This window comes from Flavobacterium piscisymbiosum, from assembly GCF_020905295.1.
Lineage (GTDB): Bacteria > Bacteroidota > Bacteroidia > Flavobacteriales > Flavobacteriaceae > Flavobacterium > Flavobacterium piscisymbiosum.
In genome coordinates this window covers 5,716,803-5,736,623 of the sequence record NZ_JAJJMM010000001.1, presented here as the reverse complement: position 1 = coordinate 5,736,623, position 19,821 = coordinate 5,716,803, and the positions used below count along the sequence as shown (strand labels likewise).

Sequence of the window (19,821 nt, the reverse complement as noted above, 5' to 3'; positions counted from 1 at the left end):
GAATAGAGTAAAGAGAATAGAATAAAGAAATTGAGTAAAAAGTTTGAAATGCAGTATGTAAATTTAAACATACAGCATAAACCTGAAACAAGGAAAACTTGAAACTTGAAACAAAAAATAAAACCTGAAACAAAAAGTATGAACCTTCTTAGTTCCGAAAATATTGTATTATTCAGCTTCGCTTTGATCGTGATTGCTTTTTTGTATTCTAGTGTAGGACATGGCGGTGCATCGGGTTATTTGGCTTTGATGACCATTTTTGCTTTTCCGGTGGCGATTATGAAACCTTCGGCATTACTGCTGAATTTATTTGTATCCAGTATTTCGTTTTTCTTTTATTACAGAATGAATTATTTCAAGCCAAAGCTATTTTATCCGTTTGCGATTGCCTCAGTTCCAGCGGCATTTATTGGAGGTTTTGTCACTTTGGATAATACCATTTATAAAATTATTTTGGGTCTTGTATTGGTTTTTGCCGCATTCAGATTGTTTGGATTATTTAGTTTTAAAGAAAAAGAAGCAGTTGAGATTAAATTGCCTTTTGCATTGGCAATAGGATTTATAATAGGTTTATTGTCTGGAATGTTAGGAATTGGCGGAGGAATCATCCTGAGCCCAATCTTATTATTTTTAGGTTGGGCAACCGTAAAAGAGTCTGCAGCAATATCAAGTTTATTCATTTTTGTGAATTCATTTGCTGGTATGTTAGGCTTCTTTTTAGGAGGAAAAACGATCCCGACAGAGAGTTTTTATTTGGTTCCAATTGCAGTTATTGGAGGAGTTTTAGGAGGGTTTTACGGTAGTGGCTATTTCTCTAATAAGACATTAAAATTTGTTTTAGGAACCGTGATTTTAATGGCAAGTATAAAATTGATTTTTCCATAAAAAAAAATAAGTAACAATGGTAAAACCTGAAATTTGACAAAAAATTAACCACAAAGTACACAATGTTCTTTTGCCTAAGTAATTTAGTGAAAACAACAAAGTACGCAAGCTTTGTATTGATTCAGCTTTGCGAACTTTATTTTAAACTCAATAGAAAATAAAATCTTGGCGCCCTTTGCGGTAAAATTTTTATCATTTTAACCTGAAACAAAAATTAGTCATGGAAGCTTTAACAGTATTTATTCTTTGTGGAGGAAAAAGTTCCCGAATGCAAGCTGAGAAAGGATTAGTCCTGTTTCAGAATAAACCATTTATTGAGCATATTATTAAAGCAGTTTTACCCATTACATCGACTATAAAATTAATAACGAATAATAAAGAATACGAGTATTTATCGTACCAAAAAATACCCGACATAATAACTGATAAAGGACCTTTGGGAGGAATTTACACAGCGTTGACCAATTCTGAAACAGAATTCAATTTGATTCTGAGTTGTGATATTCCGTTAATTTCTACTGAATTATTATCAGAATTAATTTCGAAACACAATCAGGAAGCTGAAATTACCGTTTTTGCTTCGGAAAGCAGAATGCATCCTTTAATTGGAATTTATTCTAAGAAAGTATTACCCATTATCAAAAGCGCAATTGATAATGACGATTTAAAAATGATGAATTTAATAGCGAAAATTCCGCATCAAATCATCACGATAGAAGAGAGTGAAAATTTTCATTTGACTAATATTAATTCCGTTGACGAATTAAACGACCTGAATATCAATTTAAGTTAAAAATTATGCGAAATTTAAAAACACCAAAATTAACTGTTGTAGGCGCAGGTCCTGGCGATGCCGAATTAATTACATTAAAAGCAATAAAAGCTTTAGAGAATGCTGATGTTGTTTTATATGATGCGCTTGTCAATGAAGAGTTATTACAATATGCAACAAAGGCAGAAATTGTTTTTGTGGGTAAAAGATTAGGCTGCCACGTTTATACGCAGGATCAGATTAACGAATTGATTGTCTCTATGGCAAATCGTTATGGTCATGTAGTACGCTTAAAAGGTGGTGATCCGTTTATTTTTGGCAGAGGGAGTGAAGAAATAGAATTTGCAGAACAATTTGGGTTAGAAACTAATATTGTTCCGGGGATTTCATCTGCTCTTGGAGTTCCGGCTTCGGTTGGAATAAGTTTGACGCAACGACAAATTGCCGAAAGTTTTTGGGTAATTACAGGAACAACTTCTAATCATGAATTATCTAAAGATGTTCATTTAGCTTCAAAATCGAATGCGACGGTGGTTATTTTGATGGGAATGCATAAATTAGAGGAAATCATTGCAATCTATCAGCAAAATAGAGAAGACGATTTGCCTATAGCGATTATTCAGAATGGTACTAAAAATACCGAACAAAAAGTAGTAGGAACGATAAGTTCAATTAGTAAATTAGTAGCTGAAAATAAAATTTCGTCGCCGGCAATTATTGTGATTGGTGAAGTAGTAAAAAATACTTCAAGTCTGACTTCTTATTTTCAGGAACATTTTGAAGATGAATTTATTTTTCAGAATTTAAATTTAAAATAATGATTGAGATTAAATATTTTGGTGCTGTGGCTGAAAAAACGAAATGTAGTTTCGAAAAGATAGTTTCTTCTGAAGTATCACTGCAGGATTTATTGCAGGATTTAGAGGAGAAATATCGATTTGAATCTATCTCTTTTAGCGTGGCAGTAAACCAAAAAATTGTACCAAAAGCAACAGATTACAAGTTACAAACAAGTGATATTGTGGCCTTATTACCGCCTTTTGCAGGAGGATAAATTGAGTTTGTATGAAAACAACAGCACGTTATAACAGACAAATAATTCTTCCTGAAATAGGAGAGGACGGTCAGGATAAATTTTCTAAAGCAAAAGTTCTGGTTATTGGAGCAGGAGGTTTGGGCGCGTCGATATTGCCATATTTGGCTGCAGCCGGTGTTGGCGAAATAGGGATTGTTGATGATGATGTTATCGAAATTTCGAATTTGCATCGTCAGGTAATTTATAAAAGTTCAGCTGTTGGAAAATATAAAGCAGAGGAAGCGAAATTGATGATTACTGAATTGAATCCGCTTGTAAAAGTGAATGCAGTTACAGAGAAGTTATCCGGAAAAAATGCTATTTCCTTATTCGAAAATTATCATATTATTGTTGATGCAACGGATAATATTGCAATTAAATATCTCATAAACGATGCGTGTTTAATAACTAACAAACCAATGGTTTACGGATCTATTTTTAGATTTCAGGGTCAGGTTTCGGTTTTTAATTATCAAAACGGACCCACTTACAGATGTTTGTATCCGGATGAAAATACACAATCAGCCAGTTGTGAAGATGCTGGAGTAATTGGAATAACGGTTGGAATTATCGGAATGCTTCAGGCAAATGAAGTTATCAAAATGATTCTGGAAATTGGAGAAGTTTTGAATGGTAAAATTCTAGTGTATAATATTTTGAATAATGAACAGCAGAAATATGACTTTGATAAAAGCGATGTTCAATTGATGAACAAAGAGATTTTTGATAAAAAATATAAAGAAGAAAATCAGATTGCAGAGGTGAATTTTGATTCGGTTTTAGATGAAATCAATAATGATGAGGTTTTATTTCTAGACGTTAGAAATAGTGATGAATCGCCAAAAATCAATTTGAAGAATCAAATCCAGATTTCTTTAATGAATTTAGAAAATCAAATTGAAAAACTGGATAAAAACCAAACCATTTACATTTTCTGTCAATCCGGAGTCAGAAGTAAACTAGCTGTTGAATTGCTTGATAAACACCAATTTAAAAATATAAAAAGTATTGTTGGCGGAGCTTTGGCAATGAATCAATTACTAAAAGAGATAATAATATAGCCACAGATAAATAAAGATAATTAGTTGTTTCGTCTCGTTTGTCATTCTGAGGAACGAAGAATCTTCGTTAGTAGCCCGACAAAGATTATGGAGTTTCTCGCTAGATTTCTCCTCCATCGAAATGACAAGATTGTGGTTAATTTGCCATGATTTAATTCGAGAAATTAGCGTAATTCGTGGCAGAATGAAAAATCATTTGAATCCTTTAATCTTTGGCAAAAAACATAAAAAATGAGTAAAAATGTATTTGTAGAAGGGCCAATTGCTCCTGAATTTATAGCTGAGTCAATTGCTAAACATCAATCAAAACATACGATTGGGGCGCATAATATTTTTTTAGGACAAGTTCGTGCCGATGTTATTCACGATAATACGGTTGTCGCGATCGATTATTCAGCTTATACTGATATGGCAAACGAAGCTTTACATGCTATTCGCGAAAAAGCTTTTGCAAAATTCGACTTAACCTGCATGCATATTTATCATAGTTTAGGCGTGGTAAAAGCAGGTGAAATTTGTTTATTCGTATTTGTTTCGGCAACGCGACGCAAACAAGTTTATGAAGCGACAGAAGCTATTGTAAACTGGATAAAAACCGATGTGCCAATTTTTGGTAAAGAAATGTTTGAAAACGATACATTCACCTGGAAACAAAATACTAATGGTTGATATTACGCATAAAATAAACACCTTAAGAGCTGCAACAGCAACAGCAATTGTCAAAGTAAGTAAACAAGAAACAATTGATGCTGTGGTGAATAATCTGGTGCCAAAAGGGAATGTGTTCGAAATGGCGAAAACTGCCGGATTATTTGCAGTAAAAAACACGCATTTATCGATTCCGGATTGTCATCCCATTCCAATTGAGTTTACTTCAGTTGAATATAAAATTGAAGGTTTAACGATCGAAATTATCTTTAATGTAAAAACAGTTTACAAAACAGGAGTCGAAGTTGAAGCCATGCATGGAGCATCGATAGTTGCGTTGACGATGTACGACATGCTGAAACCGATTGATAAAGAAATCGAAATTTCGACTATTAAATTAATTAATAAAGATGGTGGAAAATCATCTTTCAAAAATAAGTTTTCGAATGTAATTAAGGCAGCAGTTTTTGTTTGCTCTGATTCTATTTTTGCGGGTGACAAAGAAGATCGTTCCGGAAAAATCATCGTAGAAAAATTGAATGCCTGCGGAGTAGAAACGGCGCATTATGAAATTATTCCTGACGAATTAGATATTATTCAGGAAAAAACTAAGGCTTTCGCCAAAGAACATCAGTTGGTTATTTTTACGGGAGGAACAGGATTATCACCAAGAGATGTTACACCCGAAGCTTTATCGCCATTACTGGAAAGCAGAATTCCGGGAATTGAAGAAGCGATTCGCAATTATGGTCAGCAAAGAATGCCGTATGCGATGTTGTCCAGAACAGTTGCAGGAAGATTAGGAAAAAGTTTGGTTTTGGCTTTGCCGGGATCAACAAACGGTGCCAGAGAATCTATGGACGCGATTTTCCCTCATGTATTGCATGTTTTTCATATTTTAAAAGGAAAAAATCATGATACCCTCTAAAACCATTTTAACGGATGATTTTGGGCGAAAACACAATTATTTGCGTATTTCGCTGTTAGAGAAATGCAATTTGCGTTGTACGTATTGCATGCCTGCTGACGGAATCGCATTATCTCCAAAAGCCAGTTTAATGACGGCCGATGAGATTTTTTCGATCGCCCACACTTTCGTAGAAAATGGTGTTGATAAAATAAGGTTAACAGGAGGAGAACCTCTTTTACGAAAAGATTTTCCTGAGATTGCTTCAAAATTAGCCACGCTTGGAGTTGCTCTTTCGATTACTACAAATGGTATTTTAATCGATCGCCATATTGATGTTTTAAAACAAAACAAAATCAATAAGATCAATTTGAGTCTCGATACCTTGATTTCATCTAAATTTCATTCGATAACGCTTAGAAATCAGTTTGAGAAAGTAGTTGATAATTTGCATTTGCTTTTGAATAATGATTTTAAGGTAAAAGTAAATGTAGTTTTGATGAAAGGTTTTAATGAAAATGAAATTGTAGATTTTGTCAAATTAACGCAGCATTTGCCTTTATCAGTTCGTTTTATCGAATTTATGCCTTTTGCCGGAAACGAGTGGGACAGAAGTAAAATGATTTCTCAAAACGAGATTTTATCAGAACTGGAGAAAACTTTCTCTTCTGAAGAAATTCAGAAACTCGAAGACGAAAAAAACTTCACAGCGAGAACTTATAGAATAAAGGATTTTCAGGGCGATTTTGGAATCATAAGTTCTATTACAAATCCGTTTTGTGATGGCTGCAACAGAATCCGCCTTACGGCAAACGGAAAAATCAAAAATTGTCTTTTCTCTAATTCCGAAACCGATTTACTTACAGCTTTAAGAAATGGTGAATCGATTACTAATTTGATTTCTGAGTCTATAAAAAGTAAAAAGAAAGTCAGAGCAGGAATGGTTACGCTCGAAGAAATCGATGATCCTAAACTTCACTTTGATAATCGTAGTATGATTGCGATTGGAGGTTAATCTCTTTGCTTATTGTCATTTCGATTTCGATGTAATTTTTTTTCAGGAGCTGATCCCGCTATACGTTCCAATCTTTTGTTCCGAACCCCGGAACAAAAGGATTTCCACTTCTATCGGGGCTATTATAGGCCTTTACGACATAAAAAAAAGGTCTAACTTTTTCAAGTCAAACCTTCTTTCTAAATTATTTCTTCTTTTTTGCTTTGTCTTTTTTCTTAGATTTCGCTTTCTTTTTGGCTATTTTTTTAGCTTTTGCTTTTTCCTTAGCTTTTTTAGCTTTTTCTTTTTTCTTAGCAGCAGCTTTTTGTTTTGCTTTTTTAGCTTTTTCTTTCTTTTTGTCTTTTTTAGCCTGATCTTTTTTCTTCGCTAATTTCTTTTTCTCTTTTTCCTTGTCTTTGTCTTTCACTTTTTTCTTCTTTTTATCTGTTGATTTATCTTTTTTACTTTCTCCTTTTGTTGCAACCGCGGCATCAGCTTTACTGTCTGATGATTCTTTTTTTACTGGTTCTTTGATTGTTACTTTTGGAGTTGTTATTTCTTCTGTTTTTTCAATAGCAGCCGGAGTAATTTTTCTTGCAGGAGCTCTTCTGGTTGCAGGTTTTGGTGAAGTTGTTGCTGCAGTTTTTGTTGTCGCTTTTGGCGTTGTAGTTGTTGGAGTAGCAGGTTTTGCAGCCGTTGTTGGTTTAACAGGTGCTGCTCTGCGAACTGGTGTTTTTGTAGCCGGTGTATTTACTGTTTTTTTATTTTCTGTAACAGGCTGTGTATTTTCAGGTGTTGGTGAATCAGTTTTTTCCTGGGTAATTTTTTCGTTCTCGTTTTCCATATTGATGCGTTTTTAGATGAGTAATTGCTACAATGTAACTAAATTGTTAATTAACAGTTAAGTAAAGATAAACATAAAACAAGTCCGCCAATGTTAAGTTTTTATTTAAAAATTAACGATAACGTACTTATTTTTAATAGATTGAGTTTTTGGTAAAAATTTAAAACTAAAATCTCTTAACAATTCTACTTGAGAAATAATGTAAATTACTTTGTAAAGATGAAAGAATGATAAGTGATAGTTTTACTTGATTTTTAGTTTGAAAACGAGTGCCCTAGCCCAGATGGAAGCGGCATCCTTTTACTTTTTTCTTTAAAAAGTAAAAGATATAGCGTACAGCTGGATTAGCTCCTGAAAATACTAATGAAAGAAAGCCGTTTAATTCCCGACAATTTCCAGAATCTTAAAATTACTCTTTGGGGCTTCGCATAAAGAACAACAATAACTTTCTGCTAAATCGGTAAATAAAATCCCTTTAGGAATTCCTTGGCTTTCATCTCCGTATTCAGATTTATAAAGCGTTAAACATTCCTGACATTGGTAAATGTCTAATTGTGGTTTTTCTTTTTTCTGTGGATTTTCTGTTGTTTCAGGAATAGAATTCCCAAGTTCTTCGAAATATTTCCGACTCAGCTCAATTAATATGGTAGGGAGTTCGAGTTTGTCGATATCTTGCGAATGCACCACATATTCGCGTGTATTGGCGTCGAAGTTCTTTGCATACAAAACATTATAGGTATCTCTGATTTTAATGGATTCAAGATCCTTAGGCAACTCATTTTTCTCGACCACAATCGATGTAAAATAATGTCCGTCGCGATTGTATTCTGATATGCCAAAAGTGAGTCCGTAAGTGCTGATATCAAATTGATCAAGTGTTCGAACAAGATATGTTTTAAGATTCAGAGCCCATTCTAGCGCTACAGGCAAATGCCAATTGAGTTCTAATAACGAATGGCGGACATTGATGCCTCGCTTACCCAGGAATTTTTCCCATTCGAGTTTTCGATCTTTCGGAATTCCTTTTACAATAAAAGATTTCCATGGCGTAATACATATTTTTCCTATTTTGCAATCAAAACATAGATCACACATTTCTTTCAGGAAACCCAGATCATATAAATTATTTCTCCAATACAAACCGAGCCAATACTGGTCGATTCCCATTCTATTCATACCTTCATAATAAGGAAATGGATAAAACGGAATATTCAATGGCTTGTCAATTGTTCTATTATTGGTGTCTAAAGCTTCGCTAACAAGCGCAAATATCATATCGATACCAATAGATTCTTCGGCTGTAATTTTTTCGATTTCGTAATAAAATTGTGCAATATCCCAGCTGTAAATCAGGATGGGATAGACTTCCATACGTTCCCAATTGGGCAAACGAATGTATAAATACCAATAATCTTCATGCTCTGAAGCAATAAAATTAAGATGTCCGGTAAACAAAGGTACAAGCTGTTGCTTGGGATCATTGATGTTAACTTTTAATCGTGGCTGCTCTTTAAATTGCTCCAGAATGTACAAAAACTTATTGCCTGTAAGCCAATTAGTATTCCTGAAAATATCTGTAGAAACATAAGAAGAAACAATATTATTTCCGCTTTTTTGCTCTGGAAAAACAAAGTGATGTTTGCCCAGTTTTTCTTTGTCTAAAGTTTTAAATCCTTTTGGAAAAATAATATCCTGCCTTGAACCAAAGGAAATAGAATCTAAACCCTGATCCATCGCCATATTGACTACTTCTCTTAACTCTCCCGGCGAAATAACGCCTCCTTTTACTATTAATCTTGTTAGTTCCATATCTTTATTTTTGTTTCAGGTTTCAGTTTTTTTTTGTTTGCTTTGTCTGTTCGGCTTTCAGCCTCGGGTCAGGTTATTGGATTGTGTTGATTTAACCGCAGAGTTCGCAAAGTTTTTTCGCAAAGTTTCGCAAAGATTTTTTAGTTTGTGTTTAATAAGTAGTCAAAGTTCGCAAAGCTTTGGGTAAAGATTTTAGCATATAGCTTTGTGAACTTTTTTCGATAGAAAAGAAATTCACAACTTAATCCTTTGCGAAACTTTGCGAAAAAACTTTGTGACCTCTGTGGTAAAATTTATGTTCAAAGTAACTTGAAACTTTAAAAACTAAACTTTACACTTTGCCAATATCTCCTTAACCTCAGTTTTACAGCTACCGCAGCCTAATCCTGCACCTGTGTTTTTGCATAAATCCGTAAAATTGTTTACGCCGCTTTTTATCGTTTCTTCTATATTTCCGGCTCCGACCTGACTGCAGGAACAAACTAATTTTCCCAGAACAGGTTTTGCATTTGAGCTTCCTCTTAATAATAAATTTCGCTTGTCTGATAATTCTATTTTGCTTTCGATCATGGTTTTAAACTCGGCAAATTCATTTTTATCTCCCATTAAAATAGCACCAACAAGCAAATCATCCTTTACGATACATTTTTTGTAATAGCGTTTTTTAAGATCGGCAAAAATAATCTCTTCATATGAATCGTCGTTTTCCGGAATTTCGATGTCACCAATGCTACAGAGGTTAATATCTTCCAGTTTCAGAATATTCATTAAAATAGAACCTTTGTAAAAACTGCTAATATCACCTGCTAAAAAGTTAGCCAGAATATCAGCTTGTTCTTCGGCAGCAGAAGTGATTCCGAATAATTTATTGTTGAATTCGGCTATTTCTCCAATAGCAAAAATATCAGGATTAGAGGTTTGCAAATACTGGTTTACTTTTACACCGCGTCCGCAGGCAAGTCCGCTTTCTCGGGCGATTTCGATATTCGGAATTGTTCCAATCGTATAAACAATCGCATTTGCTGTGATGATTCTGCCACTTTTTAGGGCAATTTCGATTTCATTCGGATTATCAGTTTCAAAAACAGTACTTACTTCATTATCAAAATAAATCTGAATATCACGAAGCTGAACTTCCTCTGCTAATAATTTACTCGAAATTCGGTCTAGTTGACGTTCCATTAAACGTGACGCTCTTTGAACAATAGTTGTTTTAACTTTTTTATGCTTTAAAGCAGCAGCCAGTTCTAAACCTAATAAACCTCCGCCAATGATAACAACGTGTTGTTCTTCGGGTGGTAGATTAGTGCTGTCAAGATGTTTTTTTAAACGATCTGCATCTTCTTTGCGTCTTACAGTAAATCTGCCCGGAAGGTGTAGTTGTGCATTTTCAGGAACAAAAGGACGGCTTCCCGTTGCCATAATCAAAGCATCATAAGTATGTATTTCGCCTAAACTATCTGTAATTGTTTTTTTGCTGGAATCAATTTTCGTGATTGCCACATTGGCATTCATGGTGATTTTTAATTTATTTAAAGCCTCACCATCTTTTACTTTTAGCAATTGTTCCCAGCTAAATTCGCCGGTCATATATTCCGGAAGTAAAACCCTGTTGTAGAATGGGTTTACTTCATTAGAAAAAACTACAATCTCATCTGTTTGATTGAACTCACGATAATTCTGAATAAATCTAAAAGAAGCTGCTCCGGCGCCCACAATAGCAATTTTCTGGAACGGTTTTACATATTTGGTAATATTGACCGTTGTGTATTTAAAATCAGGTTCTTTAGAAACGGGATCAACAACCGTATTGGTCAAATTATTAGTTCTGTTCAGGTCATTTTCGAGTTGTTTTCCCCAGTGCATTGGCAGAAAAAGAACTTTTTCTTTGATAGCATCTGTAACTTTTGCTTTTACACGAACTTCTCCGTTTTTGCTCGATACAACTACAATATCGCCATTTTTAATATCATTTTTAAAAGCATCGATTGGGTTTATTTCTAAAACCGGACTTGGCGTATGCGTCATCAATCTCGATACTTTTCCGGTTTTGGTCATCGTATGCCATTGATCGCGAACTCGTCCTGTAGTTAAAATAAACGGAAACTGCGGATTAGGCTGTTCTGATGTATTTTCTATAGCCGTTGGTAAATTGAAAATTGCTTTTTGTGATGGTGTATAGAATTTTTTATCCGTAAAAAGTCGGGGAGTGCCCGGATGTCCGTAATCCGGAACAGGCCATTGAAAAGTACCTTCGGTTTTTAAACGATGATAATTTAAGAATGAAATATCAATATTGGTATTTTTGGTCAGTGCGCAATGTTCTTTATAAATTTCTTCGGCACTATTAAAGTTGAAACCGTTGAAATTCATTTTTTTAGCAAAGCGAATTAAAATCTCAATGTCCGAAAGTGCTTCGCCGGGAGCGTTGATTCCTTTTGGCAAATAAGAAATTCGTCGCTCTGAATTGGTCATTGTTCCTTCTTTTTCTAACCAACCGGCTGCGGGTAATAATAAATCAGCATATTTTGAAGTATCTGCATTATGCGAAATATCCTGAACCACTACAAATTTTGCATTTTGCAATGCTTTTTCGATTCGGCGGGAGTCCGGCAGACTTACTAACGGATTGGTGCAGATAATCCAGACGGCCTTCATTTTTCCAGACTCCAAAGCTTCAAACATTTCGGTTGCGGTTAAACCCGGTTTGTCTGATATTGCATCGACGCCCCAAAAATCAGCGACTTCTTTTCGATGTTCCGGATTCGCAATGTCTTTATGCGCCGCCAGAAGTGTCGCCATTCCGCCAACTTCTCGTCCGCCCATTGCGTTAGGTTGTCCTGTTAACGAAAATGGGCCTGAACCCGGTTTGCCTATTTGTCCCGTTAATAAAGATAAATTCAATAAAGCGGTATTTTTATCTACACCAACAGCGCTTTGGTTCAGTCCCATTGCCCAAAGCGAAATAAAACCTTTGGCTTTGCCAATAATATCGGCAGCAAGTTTAATATCATTAACCGAAATACCACAAATTTTGGAAGCTTTTTCTAAAGAAGTACTTAAAACTAAGTCTTTGTATTGTTTAAAATTCTCGGCATTGTTTTTTACAAAATCATGATCTACGTAGCCTTTTTCGATGATACGTTTGGCGATGGCATGGTATAAAATAATATCAGATCCGGGAATAATTTGTAAATGTAAATCGGCAAAAGCGGCTGTATCCGTGCGTCTTGGATCAATAACAATGATTTTTATTTTAGGATTTTTCTCTTTGTGTTTTTCTATTCTTCGAAATAAAATAGGATGACACCAAGCGGGGTTTGCGCCCGTAATAAGGAAGGTATCGGCCAATTCGATATCATCATAAGCAATGGGTACAGAATCTTCGCCAAAAGTTTTTTTATACCCCACAACGGCTGAACTCATGCACAAACGCGAATTTGTATCGATGTTATTGGTTTTCAAAAAGCCTTTTACGAGTTTGTTTACCAGATAATATTCTTCGGTTAAACATTGACCTGAAATGTAAAATCCAACGCTGTCAGGACCGTGTTTTTTTATGATAGAAGTAAATACAGCTGCGGCGCGATCAAGTGCAGTATCCCAACTTACACGTTCCAGCGGATAGGATTTACTGCCACGCATTTCTGGATATAAAATTCGGTCTGATGTGTCATTGACTACGTAGTGCAAATTCATTCCTTTAGAACATAACATTCCTTTATTGACAGGATGGTCTTTGTCGCCCGTAACCATTACGCCATTTTTGGCATCCTTGGTTACGATTATGCCACAGCCAACGCCACAATACGAACACGTAGTTTTGATTTTGGTATTTTGCATCACAGCTTTTTTTAAGTAATAACTAATGAAATCTGTTTAAATCTAAATAATTCACTTATTTATTCTTAAACAAAAATAAGTATTTTTACGTATAAATACTTATTTTTATAATTTATTTTTCTACTTTTGATTCAAATAAAAGAGGAACAACAATTTAGTGTACCATGCATAAAATTTGAACTCATGAAAGAAGAGCAACCTATTTGTTATACCTGTATCAACGAAAATTGTTTTATTAAGAAACATTTGCATTTAGAACAGATGAAAGAATATGTTTTAAGGAAAGAAACTTTTGTTTGTAAAAAATCGAATTCTTTTATTAAAGAAGGTGATCTCATAAAAGGGTTGTATTTTATTTGTTCAGGTAAAGTCAAAACAATAAAAACCGGAATAAACGGAAGGGAACAAATTGTTCGGTTAACAAAAAACGGAGACACAATAGGTTTTCGTGGATTTGGAACGAGCAGTAGATATTTAATTGGTGCCTCTGCTTTGGAAGATACTGTTTTATGCAATTTTAGTAACGAAACGATGTTAGAAATTCTTCAGAAGATTCCTGAATTTACCTATGCTTTAATGTTATTTTATGCCGATGAACTCAATAAAAGTGAGAACAACATTCGTAAAATTGCCCATATGAATGTGCGCGAACGTGTAATCGATTTGTTGCTGTACATCCATCGTAAATTTGGTCTAATTGACGGTTTAATAGATATTGAACTTTCCAGAAAAGAGATTGCTGATTTTGCAGGAACTACAGAAGAGCAGGCTATTCGTGTACTTTCGAATCTGAAAAAAGAAATGCTCATTAAAACCATTGGTAAAAAAATAGGGATTTTGGCTGTTCCTAAATTGCGATCTGAAATTATGGAACATAAATATTTTACTATTTAAGTGGATTAAGTACTATTACTTATAATTTTAGAGACGCACAATAATGTATTTCTTTTGTACGTCTCTTTTGATGAGATTTATAAATTAGAATACCAATTTAATATATAATCTGCTATTTCTTCCCAGCCTTTTTCGCCACAAATAAAATGACTTTTGGTATCATAAATTTTTACATCAACTCTGCTGTTGGGATCTTTGTATTGAGTAGCAATTTTTTTGGTTAAGGCTGGCGGAAATATATTGTCATTTCCTCCGCCAATAAATAAAATTGGCTGATGCGGTTTTTTGAAATCGGCATTTGAAAAAGATTTCAAAAGGGTTTCTCTACCAATTTTTCTACTTTCGGGAACAGCAATCAGATCGTAAGCTTTGTCTTGTTCAGGTTTGGGAAGTGTATTAAAAAAGGCACGATTGTACCAGTCTCTTGATCCTAAATAATAACCTTTACTGGAAAAGAAGTTTACTGCCGGCCATACAATTTTTACTGTTGAAAATGGAGGTAAAACATTTTTGGGAGGTGCTCCATTGATGCTTACTGCGGCATCGGCTTTGCCTAAATCAATCAGTTTTTGTACCGCTAATCCCGCCATCGAGTGCCCAATTACAAGCGGTTTCTCGGGTAAGGTATCGATCAGTTTTGCAATATTCTCTACTACATCTATAAAGCCTGTATCTACAAGTTCCGGATGTATATTTTCCCGAAGTGCTGCAGGATCGCCATCGTGTCCCGGATTTGCAGGAGCATACACCGTATATCCTTTTTGCTCATAGTAATTTTTCCATTCTGACCAGGTACTATCATTCACGAACATCCCGTGTACTAACACAATTGTTTTTGATTTTGCCATTATTAAGGTTATTTAAAATTGATACTAATTTTAGAATAGGGCAATGCAAAATGAGAAACAACCTTTTAATTGAGGTTGCCGCTTGTAGATAGTTTCTTTTTTTTTGTACTAAAATACAAATAAAAGTTTTTATTTTAACAATTGATTTTAATTTAAATAACTGTATTGTAGTTAGTTATTGTTTTTGAAAGGGAAATGGTGTAGAGATGTACACTAGTAATTTTTTTATACATCTCTACGAAACGTTTTTAGGAAGCTTATTTTTTCTTTCCAACAAATCGAATAACAGAACCTTTTCCGTTATGGAACAAACCTTCGTTTAATTCGATTTCTTTTTCTTCTAACTGAATGATTTCATAATCAGGAAAATCAGATTGTATTTCTTCAATAGAAAATAGGGATTCAATATCTTTTGGTCCGCCAACTTTATCGTTTATAGCCAGATATTCTAAATGTTTTTTGCTGAAAGCTTCAAAAATGATGTATCCATCTTTACGCAAATAAGTTTCTAATGTTTTATGAATGGATGATTTAATCGCTGCAGGAAAGTGTGCATAAATTAATGCAATCGCATCAAATTGTTCAGCCTGATAATTAAGGGTTTCCAGTTCTCCAACTTGGTAATCAATTACAATATTATTTGCTTCGGCTAGTTTAAGGGCTTTGTTTTTCCCTTCGGCACTAATATCAAATGCGGAGACTTTCCAACCTATTTGGGCTGCGAAAACAGCATTTCTACCTTCGCCTTCAGCCGGAAAAAGAATACTTCCGGGGTTTAGTTTCTCTAATTGTTCTTTTAAAAAATTGTTGGGTGCTGTTCCGTAAGCAAACTCTTCGCTGCTGTAACGGTCGTTCCATCTGTCTGTCCAGGTGTTGTTCATGGTTTTTTGTTATTGAGATTTAAGATTGCATCAAGAGATGCTTTACTGATTATTCTTTCAGGTAAATAAGAAAGATTTAGTTTTTTGTACATCAAATATACCCAATTATAAGAGTAAATGCCCTTAATATAGAAAACAAAAAAATACCCTTTTTCTAAAAGAGAAAAAGGGTAAATTGTCTTGTTGTTATTAGAGTTTAACTATTTCTTCCAGCTAAAAATTCTAGGGTTTACAGAAATCATTAACCATGCCCAGTTGTTGGTATGTCCTGCATATCCAGGAGTTTTTAGAACTTCTAAAGTTTTAGTACCAAACATTTGAGAATATCCTCCTGTAAGTGTAATATCTTTTTTGAAATTGAATCCGGCTGTAAAGTCAACCTCAGTTCCTAAATAAGAATCCATTTTTTTGTTTGCTACCACTACATCAGCAGCAGATAAGAATACGTGTGGCATTAATGCAAATTGCCATTTTTTTACATTGTAATTGAATTTCAAAGAAGCGTCTTGTAAACCAACACTGTTTTGATGACCTCCACCAACATAGAAATAATCCATGTAACCGTTGAATGCGTGGTTAGTACCAAAAATAGGATTGAATGATTTGATTACTGTACTTCCGTCATTTGTATCTTTTCCTGATAAATATTCGTAACCAACACCTGCTTTAAATGAATCTGTTATAGCATATGCAAAGTTTACTGCTCCATCCCATGCACTAACCTGATTGTCTGTACTTTTTCCGGTTTGACCGTAGAAACTTAAGTTACCGTCAATTTTTTTGGTTTTGTAAGTCAGGTAAGTTCCAAAAGTTTGTTTGTAATCAACTAGTAGTTTTTGTGCAGGATTAGCATATTCATAACCCGTATTCAAAACTAATAAACTAATACCTAATTTGTCTACATTAGTATGGTACCATGCGTATTGCATCGCTTTGTAATTACCTACTTTATAAGGAGTTTGAAAATTGTTTTCGGCATCAGAGTTATACGCTAATCCCATATCAAGCTGGTGATTTTTTGGGTGGAAAGAGACCATTAAGGCATCGTGGCTTTGTCCTTGTTGTAACCAGTCAATTTCTCCCATAATACGTTGGTTGTCATAAGAAAGTACTTGGCGACCAGCTCTTGCGCTCCATTTTTCACTGATGTCATATTGTGCCCAAGCTTCAAAAACGGCAATGCCATTTTTATCAGAAGTTGCAGTTGTACCTACATCTCCCCATGTTCTAACATTCTGTAGAGTTAATTTTGCAGATAATTGATCTTGTTTGTAATTAAAATTTAATCTTGAACGTTGTGAGATTTGAGAAGTTGCTTCTGTACCTTCAGGTATAAGTGTTTTGTATCCGTTACGATATTCAAAACGGGGTCTTAATTGTAAATTTACATCTAATTCCTGTGCCTGAATATCAAGACTAATTCCTACTAATAATAAGAATAGAATTACTTTAAGTTTTTTCATAATTGGTTTCTTTAAATATCAGCAAAATTATAAGAAAAATAGCTCATTGTATATGATAAAAATCATATTAATGCTTATTTTTTGCTCTAAAAGTTTTGTTTAATCTATTGTCTGTCAATTACTTTTGCAAAAATAGGTGATTTTTCTTTCATAATTTTGCTTATGGTATAATGCATCCAAATCAGGCAGATAGCAGAAAAAATGAGAATAAAAATCCATGAACTGGACCAGATTCCGGTTGCTGTTAAAAGATATCCAAAAATGATTGGCCCAAAGAAACCGCCCAAACCGCCAATCATGCCCACCATACCGCCAACAACGCCAACCTCGCTAGGGAAATATTCCGGAATATGTTTGTAAACTGCCGCTTTTCCTATTCCCCACGAAATACCAATTAGTATTACTAAAACCAGAAAAACCCACATGTTAGCATCGAATTTAATCACTGTAATTCCTTTAGCAAGAAGTTCTTTTTTCTTCACCGTTTGGTTTTGCTCGACCACGACTTGCTGCCAGGATGTACTGGTTGGAAAGATCGAGCTTTCGCTTGCATCTTCTTTCTTTTGTGCGACCGCAAAATCTGTTTTTCCAATCGTGATATTATTATTTGAAACCGAAGTTATAGTACCTTTTTTAGTAGCTAAAACGCCTGGGCCTGTAGTGGTGATTTCCATTTTGGGGATCATCAATAAAGCACTTAAAATTACTGATGAACTCAAAACCCAATACATCACTTTTCTGGCTCCGAATTTATCTGATAAATATCCTCCAAAAGCACGAATCACGCCAGATGGCAAACTAAAAAGCGTTGCAAATAAACCGCCCATAACTAAACTGGTTTGATAGACATTCATGAAATTGGGTAATAACCATTGCGAATAAGCCACAAAACATCCGAATACTAAAAAGTAATAGGCTCCAAAACGCCAGACTCTGGCTGATTTTAAAGAACCCAGCATTTGAGAAACGCTTTTTGTATTATTTTCTATTTTTTTATTTTTGGCAAAAATCAAAAAGGCGACTCCAATTACCAATAATGAAATGGCATAAATAACAGGCAATATTTTCCAGCCATTTTGAGGATCATCAACAGAGAAATGATTTAATAAGGAAGGTGCCAAAAAAGTAGTTATTGCGGCTCCGGCGTTCCCCATCCCGAAGATTCCCAGGGCACGTCCTTGCCATTCTTTTGGATACCAAATCGAGGTATATCCAATCCCGACAGCAAAACTTGTTCCGACCATTCCGAAGAAAAAACTCAATAAAGCAAACATAAAAAAACTGTCGGCATAAGGAAGCAGAAATAAAGGAATCGAGCAGAGGAGGAGTAAAAGTGAAAAAACGTATTTTCCGCCATATTTGTCGGTTAGAATTCCAATTGGCAGACGCATTATAGAACCTGTTAATATAGGAATACCCAGAAGCCATCCCACCTGAACAACGCTCCAGTGAAAAATTCCGTTATCGACTAAAAAAGTTACTAAAACACCGTTTAGTGTCCAGCAGGCAAAACACACTGTAAATGCCAATGTGTTCAAAATTAAAATTTTGTGAGATTGAGATAATGGGTTTGTAGTTTTCATAGCACTTATAATTTTTGATAAAAATAAGTACTATAACTTAGTTAAAAACTGCTAAAACGCAGTTATTGAAAAATAATTACGTATTTATACGTAATTTATAGTAACGAATACTCAGTCGCCTTATTCGAAAGTTCCATTAAATTTTTAACTTTTAACTTTTTCATTAAGTTAAAACGATGTACTTCGGCAGTACGCTTACTGATATCAAGTGCTTCAGCGATTTCTTTGTTTCCTTTTCCGGACAATAAAAGTGTGAGGATTTCTTTTTCTCTTTTGGTAATCATCATTTCTTCGGACAAGCTTTGTTTCGGTTCTAATGATGTTGAAGAGTTGGTCAATTGGCTAATTAAGATAGACGAAATATCGCCGCTAAAATATTTCCCGCCGGCAGCAACGGTATGCAGTGCTTTTAGGAATTCTTCTTTGCTTGAACCTTTTAATAAATAACCATCGGCTCCGGCTTTTATAGACTTTAATACGTATTCTTCAGACTCGTGCATAGAAAGCATGATGATTTTTACGTTATTATTTTCGCCTCTAAGTTTTTCTACTACCTCGATACCGGTTAAGTTAGGCATACGAATATCTACTATAAGTAAATCAGGTTTGCTGGCTGCAACCACTTCAAGAGCATCTGCACCATCGATTGCTTCTCCTACAACCTCGATGTTTGCTTCGTTTTCAAGTAATGATTTAATTCCATCTCTTACAAAAACATGATCATCTGCCAGTACTACACGAATGATATTACTCATAATTTACTTAAATTTTATTTTGGATTTTTACGTATATTCATCTACAAAGAAGACGCTAATATACGTAATTTTTAGATTTTAATTTCTAATTTTTTAAAATTGCAAATTCTAATATTAAAGCCAACATTAAAATATCATTAAAAAATGAATCATATTATAAGTTATATGTTGCTATTTGAGAATGGTCTTAGGTTGAACTTTGTCAAAGTTTAAGACCAAGGCTGTAAGGAACTTTTATTGTTTTTTTATAAGAACTTACTCGATTAATTTACAACCAATTAAATTGCCTTAATTTACAAAATTCAATGATAGACAGAGCGTTTTTCTTAGATTTTTAAGGTAAATTTTAGGTATTAAATACTTTTATTTAATGCACTGGAACGCGCATATTACAACGAGATTTTAGAATTGAATAGCCTCCAGCTTTAGCTGGAGATTAAAGCGGATTACATTAGATTGGAGGCTTTAGCCAAATAAGTTGTAGTTTTAAGCATCTGTACAAAAATTTGGCTAAAGCCTTTTTTTAGCTTCTATTTTGAACTCCAGCTAAAGCTGGAGG

Annotated in this window: 17 protein-coding genes; 9 read left to right on the top strand and 8 right to left on the bottom strand. The window is 34.5% G+C overall.

What is annotated here, in order from left to right:
• Positions 1-138: 138 nt before the first annotated feature.
• The 8 genes from LNP81_RS24145 (at position 139) to moaA (ending at position 6,363) form a co-directional block, all read left to right on the top strand.
• Positions 139-885: a sulfite exporter TauE/SafE family protein gene (locus tag LNP81_RS24145; RefSeq protein WP_230039808.1), complete on the top strand. Its 747-nt coding sequence runs from the start codon at positions 139-141 to the stop codon at positions 883-885.
• A gap of 220 nt (positions 886-1,105) precedes the next feature.
• Positions 1,106-1,678, top strand: a complete 573-nt coding sequence (locus LNP81_RS24140; protein WP_230039806.1) for a molybdenum cofactor guanylyltransferase — start codon at positions 1,106-1,108, stop codon at positions 1,676-1,678.
• 5 nt (positions 1,679-1,683) lie between these two features.
• A complete protein-coding gene (gene cobA, locus LNP81_RS24135; protein WP_230039804.1) occupies positions 1,684-2,475 on the top strand; it encodes a uroporphyrinogen-III C-methyltransferase in 792 nt (263 codons plus the stop codon).
• Entirely contained in the window at positions 2,475-2,711 is a 237-nt protein-coding gene (locus tag LNP81_RS24130; protein ID WP_230039802.1) for a MoaD/ThiS family protein, read from the top strand. Before cobA ends, LNP81_RS24130 begins: the two co-directional genes overlap by 1 nt.
• 11 nt (positions 2,712-2,722) lie before the next feature.
• The gene (gene moeB, locus LNP81_RS24125) at positions 2,723-3,793 is read left to right on the top strand and encodes a HesA/MoeB/ThiF family protein (RefSeq protein ID WP_230039800.1); all 1,071 of its coding nucleotides are present in this window, start codon (positions 2,723-2,725) and stop codon (positions 3,791-3,793) included.
• A gap of 231 nt (positions 3,794-4,024) precedes the next feature.
• Positions 4,025-4,462 carry a molybdenum cofactor biosynthesis protein MoaE gene (locus LNP81_RS24120; RefSeq protein ID WP_072972525.1) on the top strand — a complete coding sequence of 146 codons (438 nt, stop codon included), beginning with the start codon at positions 4,025-4,027 and terminating at the stop codon, positions 4,460-4,462.
• Positions 4,455-5,369, top strand: coding sequence for a bifunctional molybdenum cofactor biosynthesis protein MoaC/MoaB (gene moaCB / locus LNP81_RS24115; RefSeq protein ID WP_230039798.1), 915 nt, complete (start codon positions 4,455-4,457; stop codon positions 5,367-5,369). Before LNP81_RS24120 ends, moaCB begins: the two co-directional genes overlap by 8 nt.
• Complete coding sequence (gene moaA, locus LNP81_RS24110; RefSeq protein WP_230039796.1) at positions 5,356-6,363, top strand: GTP 3',8-cyclase MoaA; 1,008 nt, start codon at positions 5,356-5,358, stop codon at positions 6,361-6,363. The genes moaCB and moaA overlap by 14 nt, the downstream gene beginning before the upstream one ends.
• Before the next feature lie 184 nt (positions 6,364-6,547).
• Here moaA and LNP81_RS24105 read toward each other — a convergent pair whose 3' ends face one another.
• The 3 genes from LNP81_RS24105 to LNP81_RS24095 all read right to left on the bottom strand — a co-directional run bounded on the left by LNP81_RS24105 (position 6,548) and on the right by LNP81_RS24095 (position 12,838).
• Entirely contained in the window at positions 6,548-7,186 is a 639-nt protein-coding gene (locus LNP81_RS24105) for a hypothetical protein (protein WP_230039794.1), read from the bottom strand.
• A gap of 378 nt (positions 7,187-7,564) precedes the next feature.
• Entirely contained in the window at positions 7,565-8,995 is a 1,431-nt protein-coding gene (locus tag LNP81_RS24100) for a rubredoxin (protein WP_230039792.1), read from the bottom strand.
• A 324-nt stretch (positions 8,996-9,319) separates the two neighbouring features.
• Positions 9,320-12,838, bottom strand: a complete 3,519-nt coding sequence (locus tag LNP81_RS24095) for a nitrate reductase (protein WP_230039790.1) — start codon at positions 12,836-12,838, stop codon at positions 9,320-9,322.
• 183 nt (positions 12,839-13,021) lie between these two features.
• On the opposite strand from LNP81_RS24095, the gene LNP81_RS24090 reads away from it, so the two are divergent.
• Entirely contained in the window at positions 13,022-13,732 is a 711-nt protein-coding gene (locus LNP81_RS24090) for a Crp/Fnr family transcriptional regulator (protein ID WP_230039788.1), read from the top strand.
• Between the two features lie 77 nt (positions 13,733-13,809).
• Here the strand turns inward: LNP81_RS24090 and LNP81_RS24085 are convergent, their stop codons facing one another.
• From LNP81_RS24085 to LNP81_RS24065, 5 genes are all read right to left on the bottom strand, one after another.
• Complete coding sequence (locus tag LNP81_RS24085) at positions 13,810-14,580, bottom strand: alpha/beta hydrolase (RefSeq protein WP_230039786.1); 771 nt, start codon at positions 14,578-14,580, stop codon at positions 13,810-13,812.
• Between the two features lie 257 nt (positions 14,581-14,837).
• Positions 14,838-15,461: a class I SAM-dependent methyltransferase gene (locus LNP81_RS24080; protein WP_230039784.1), complete on the bottom strand. Its 624-nt coding sequence runs from the start codon at positions 15,459-15,461 to the stop codon at positions 14,838-14,840.
• Between the two features lie 200 nt (positions 15,462-15,661).
• Complete coding sequence (locus LNP81_RS24075; RefSeq protein WP_230039782.1) at positions 15,662-16,924, bottom strand: alginate export family protein; 1,263 nt, start codon at positions 16,922-16,924, stop codon at positions 15,662-15,664.
• A 104-nt stretch (positions 16,925-17,028) separates the two neighbouring features.
• The gene (locus LNP81_RS24070; RefSeq protein ID WP_230039781.1) at positions 17,029-18,507 is read right to left on the bottom strand and encodes an MFS transporter; all 1,479 of its coding nucleotides are present in this window, start codon (positions 18,505-18,507) and stop codon (positions 17,029-17,031) included.
• A gap of 95 nt (positions 18,508-18,602) precedes the next feature.
• Complete coding sequence (locus LNP81_RS24065; protein WP_230039780.1) at positions 18,603-19,262, bottom strand: response regulator transcription factor; 660 nt, start codon at positions 19,260-19,262, stop codon at positions 18,603-18,605.
• Positions 19,263-19,821: the final 559 nt, after the last annotated feature.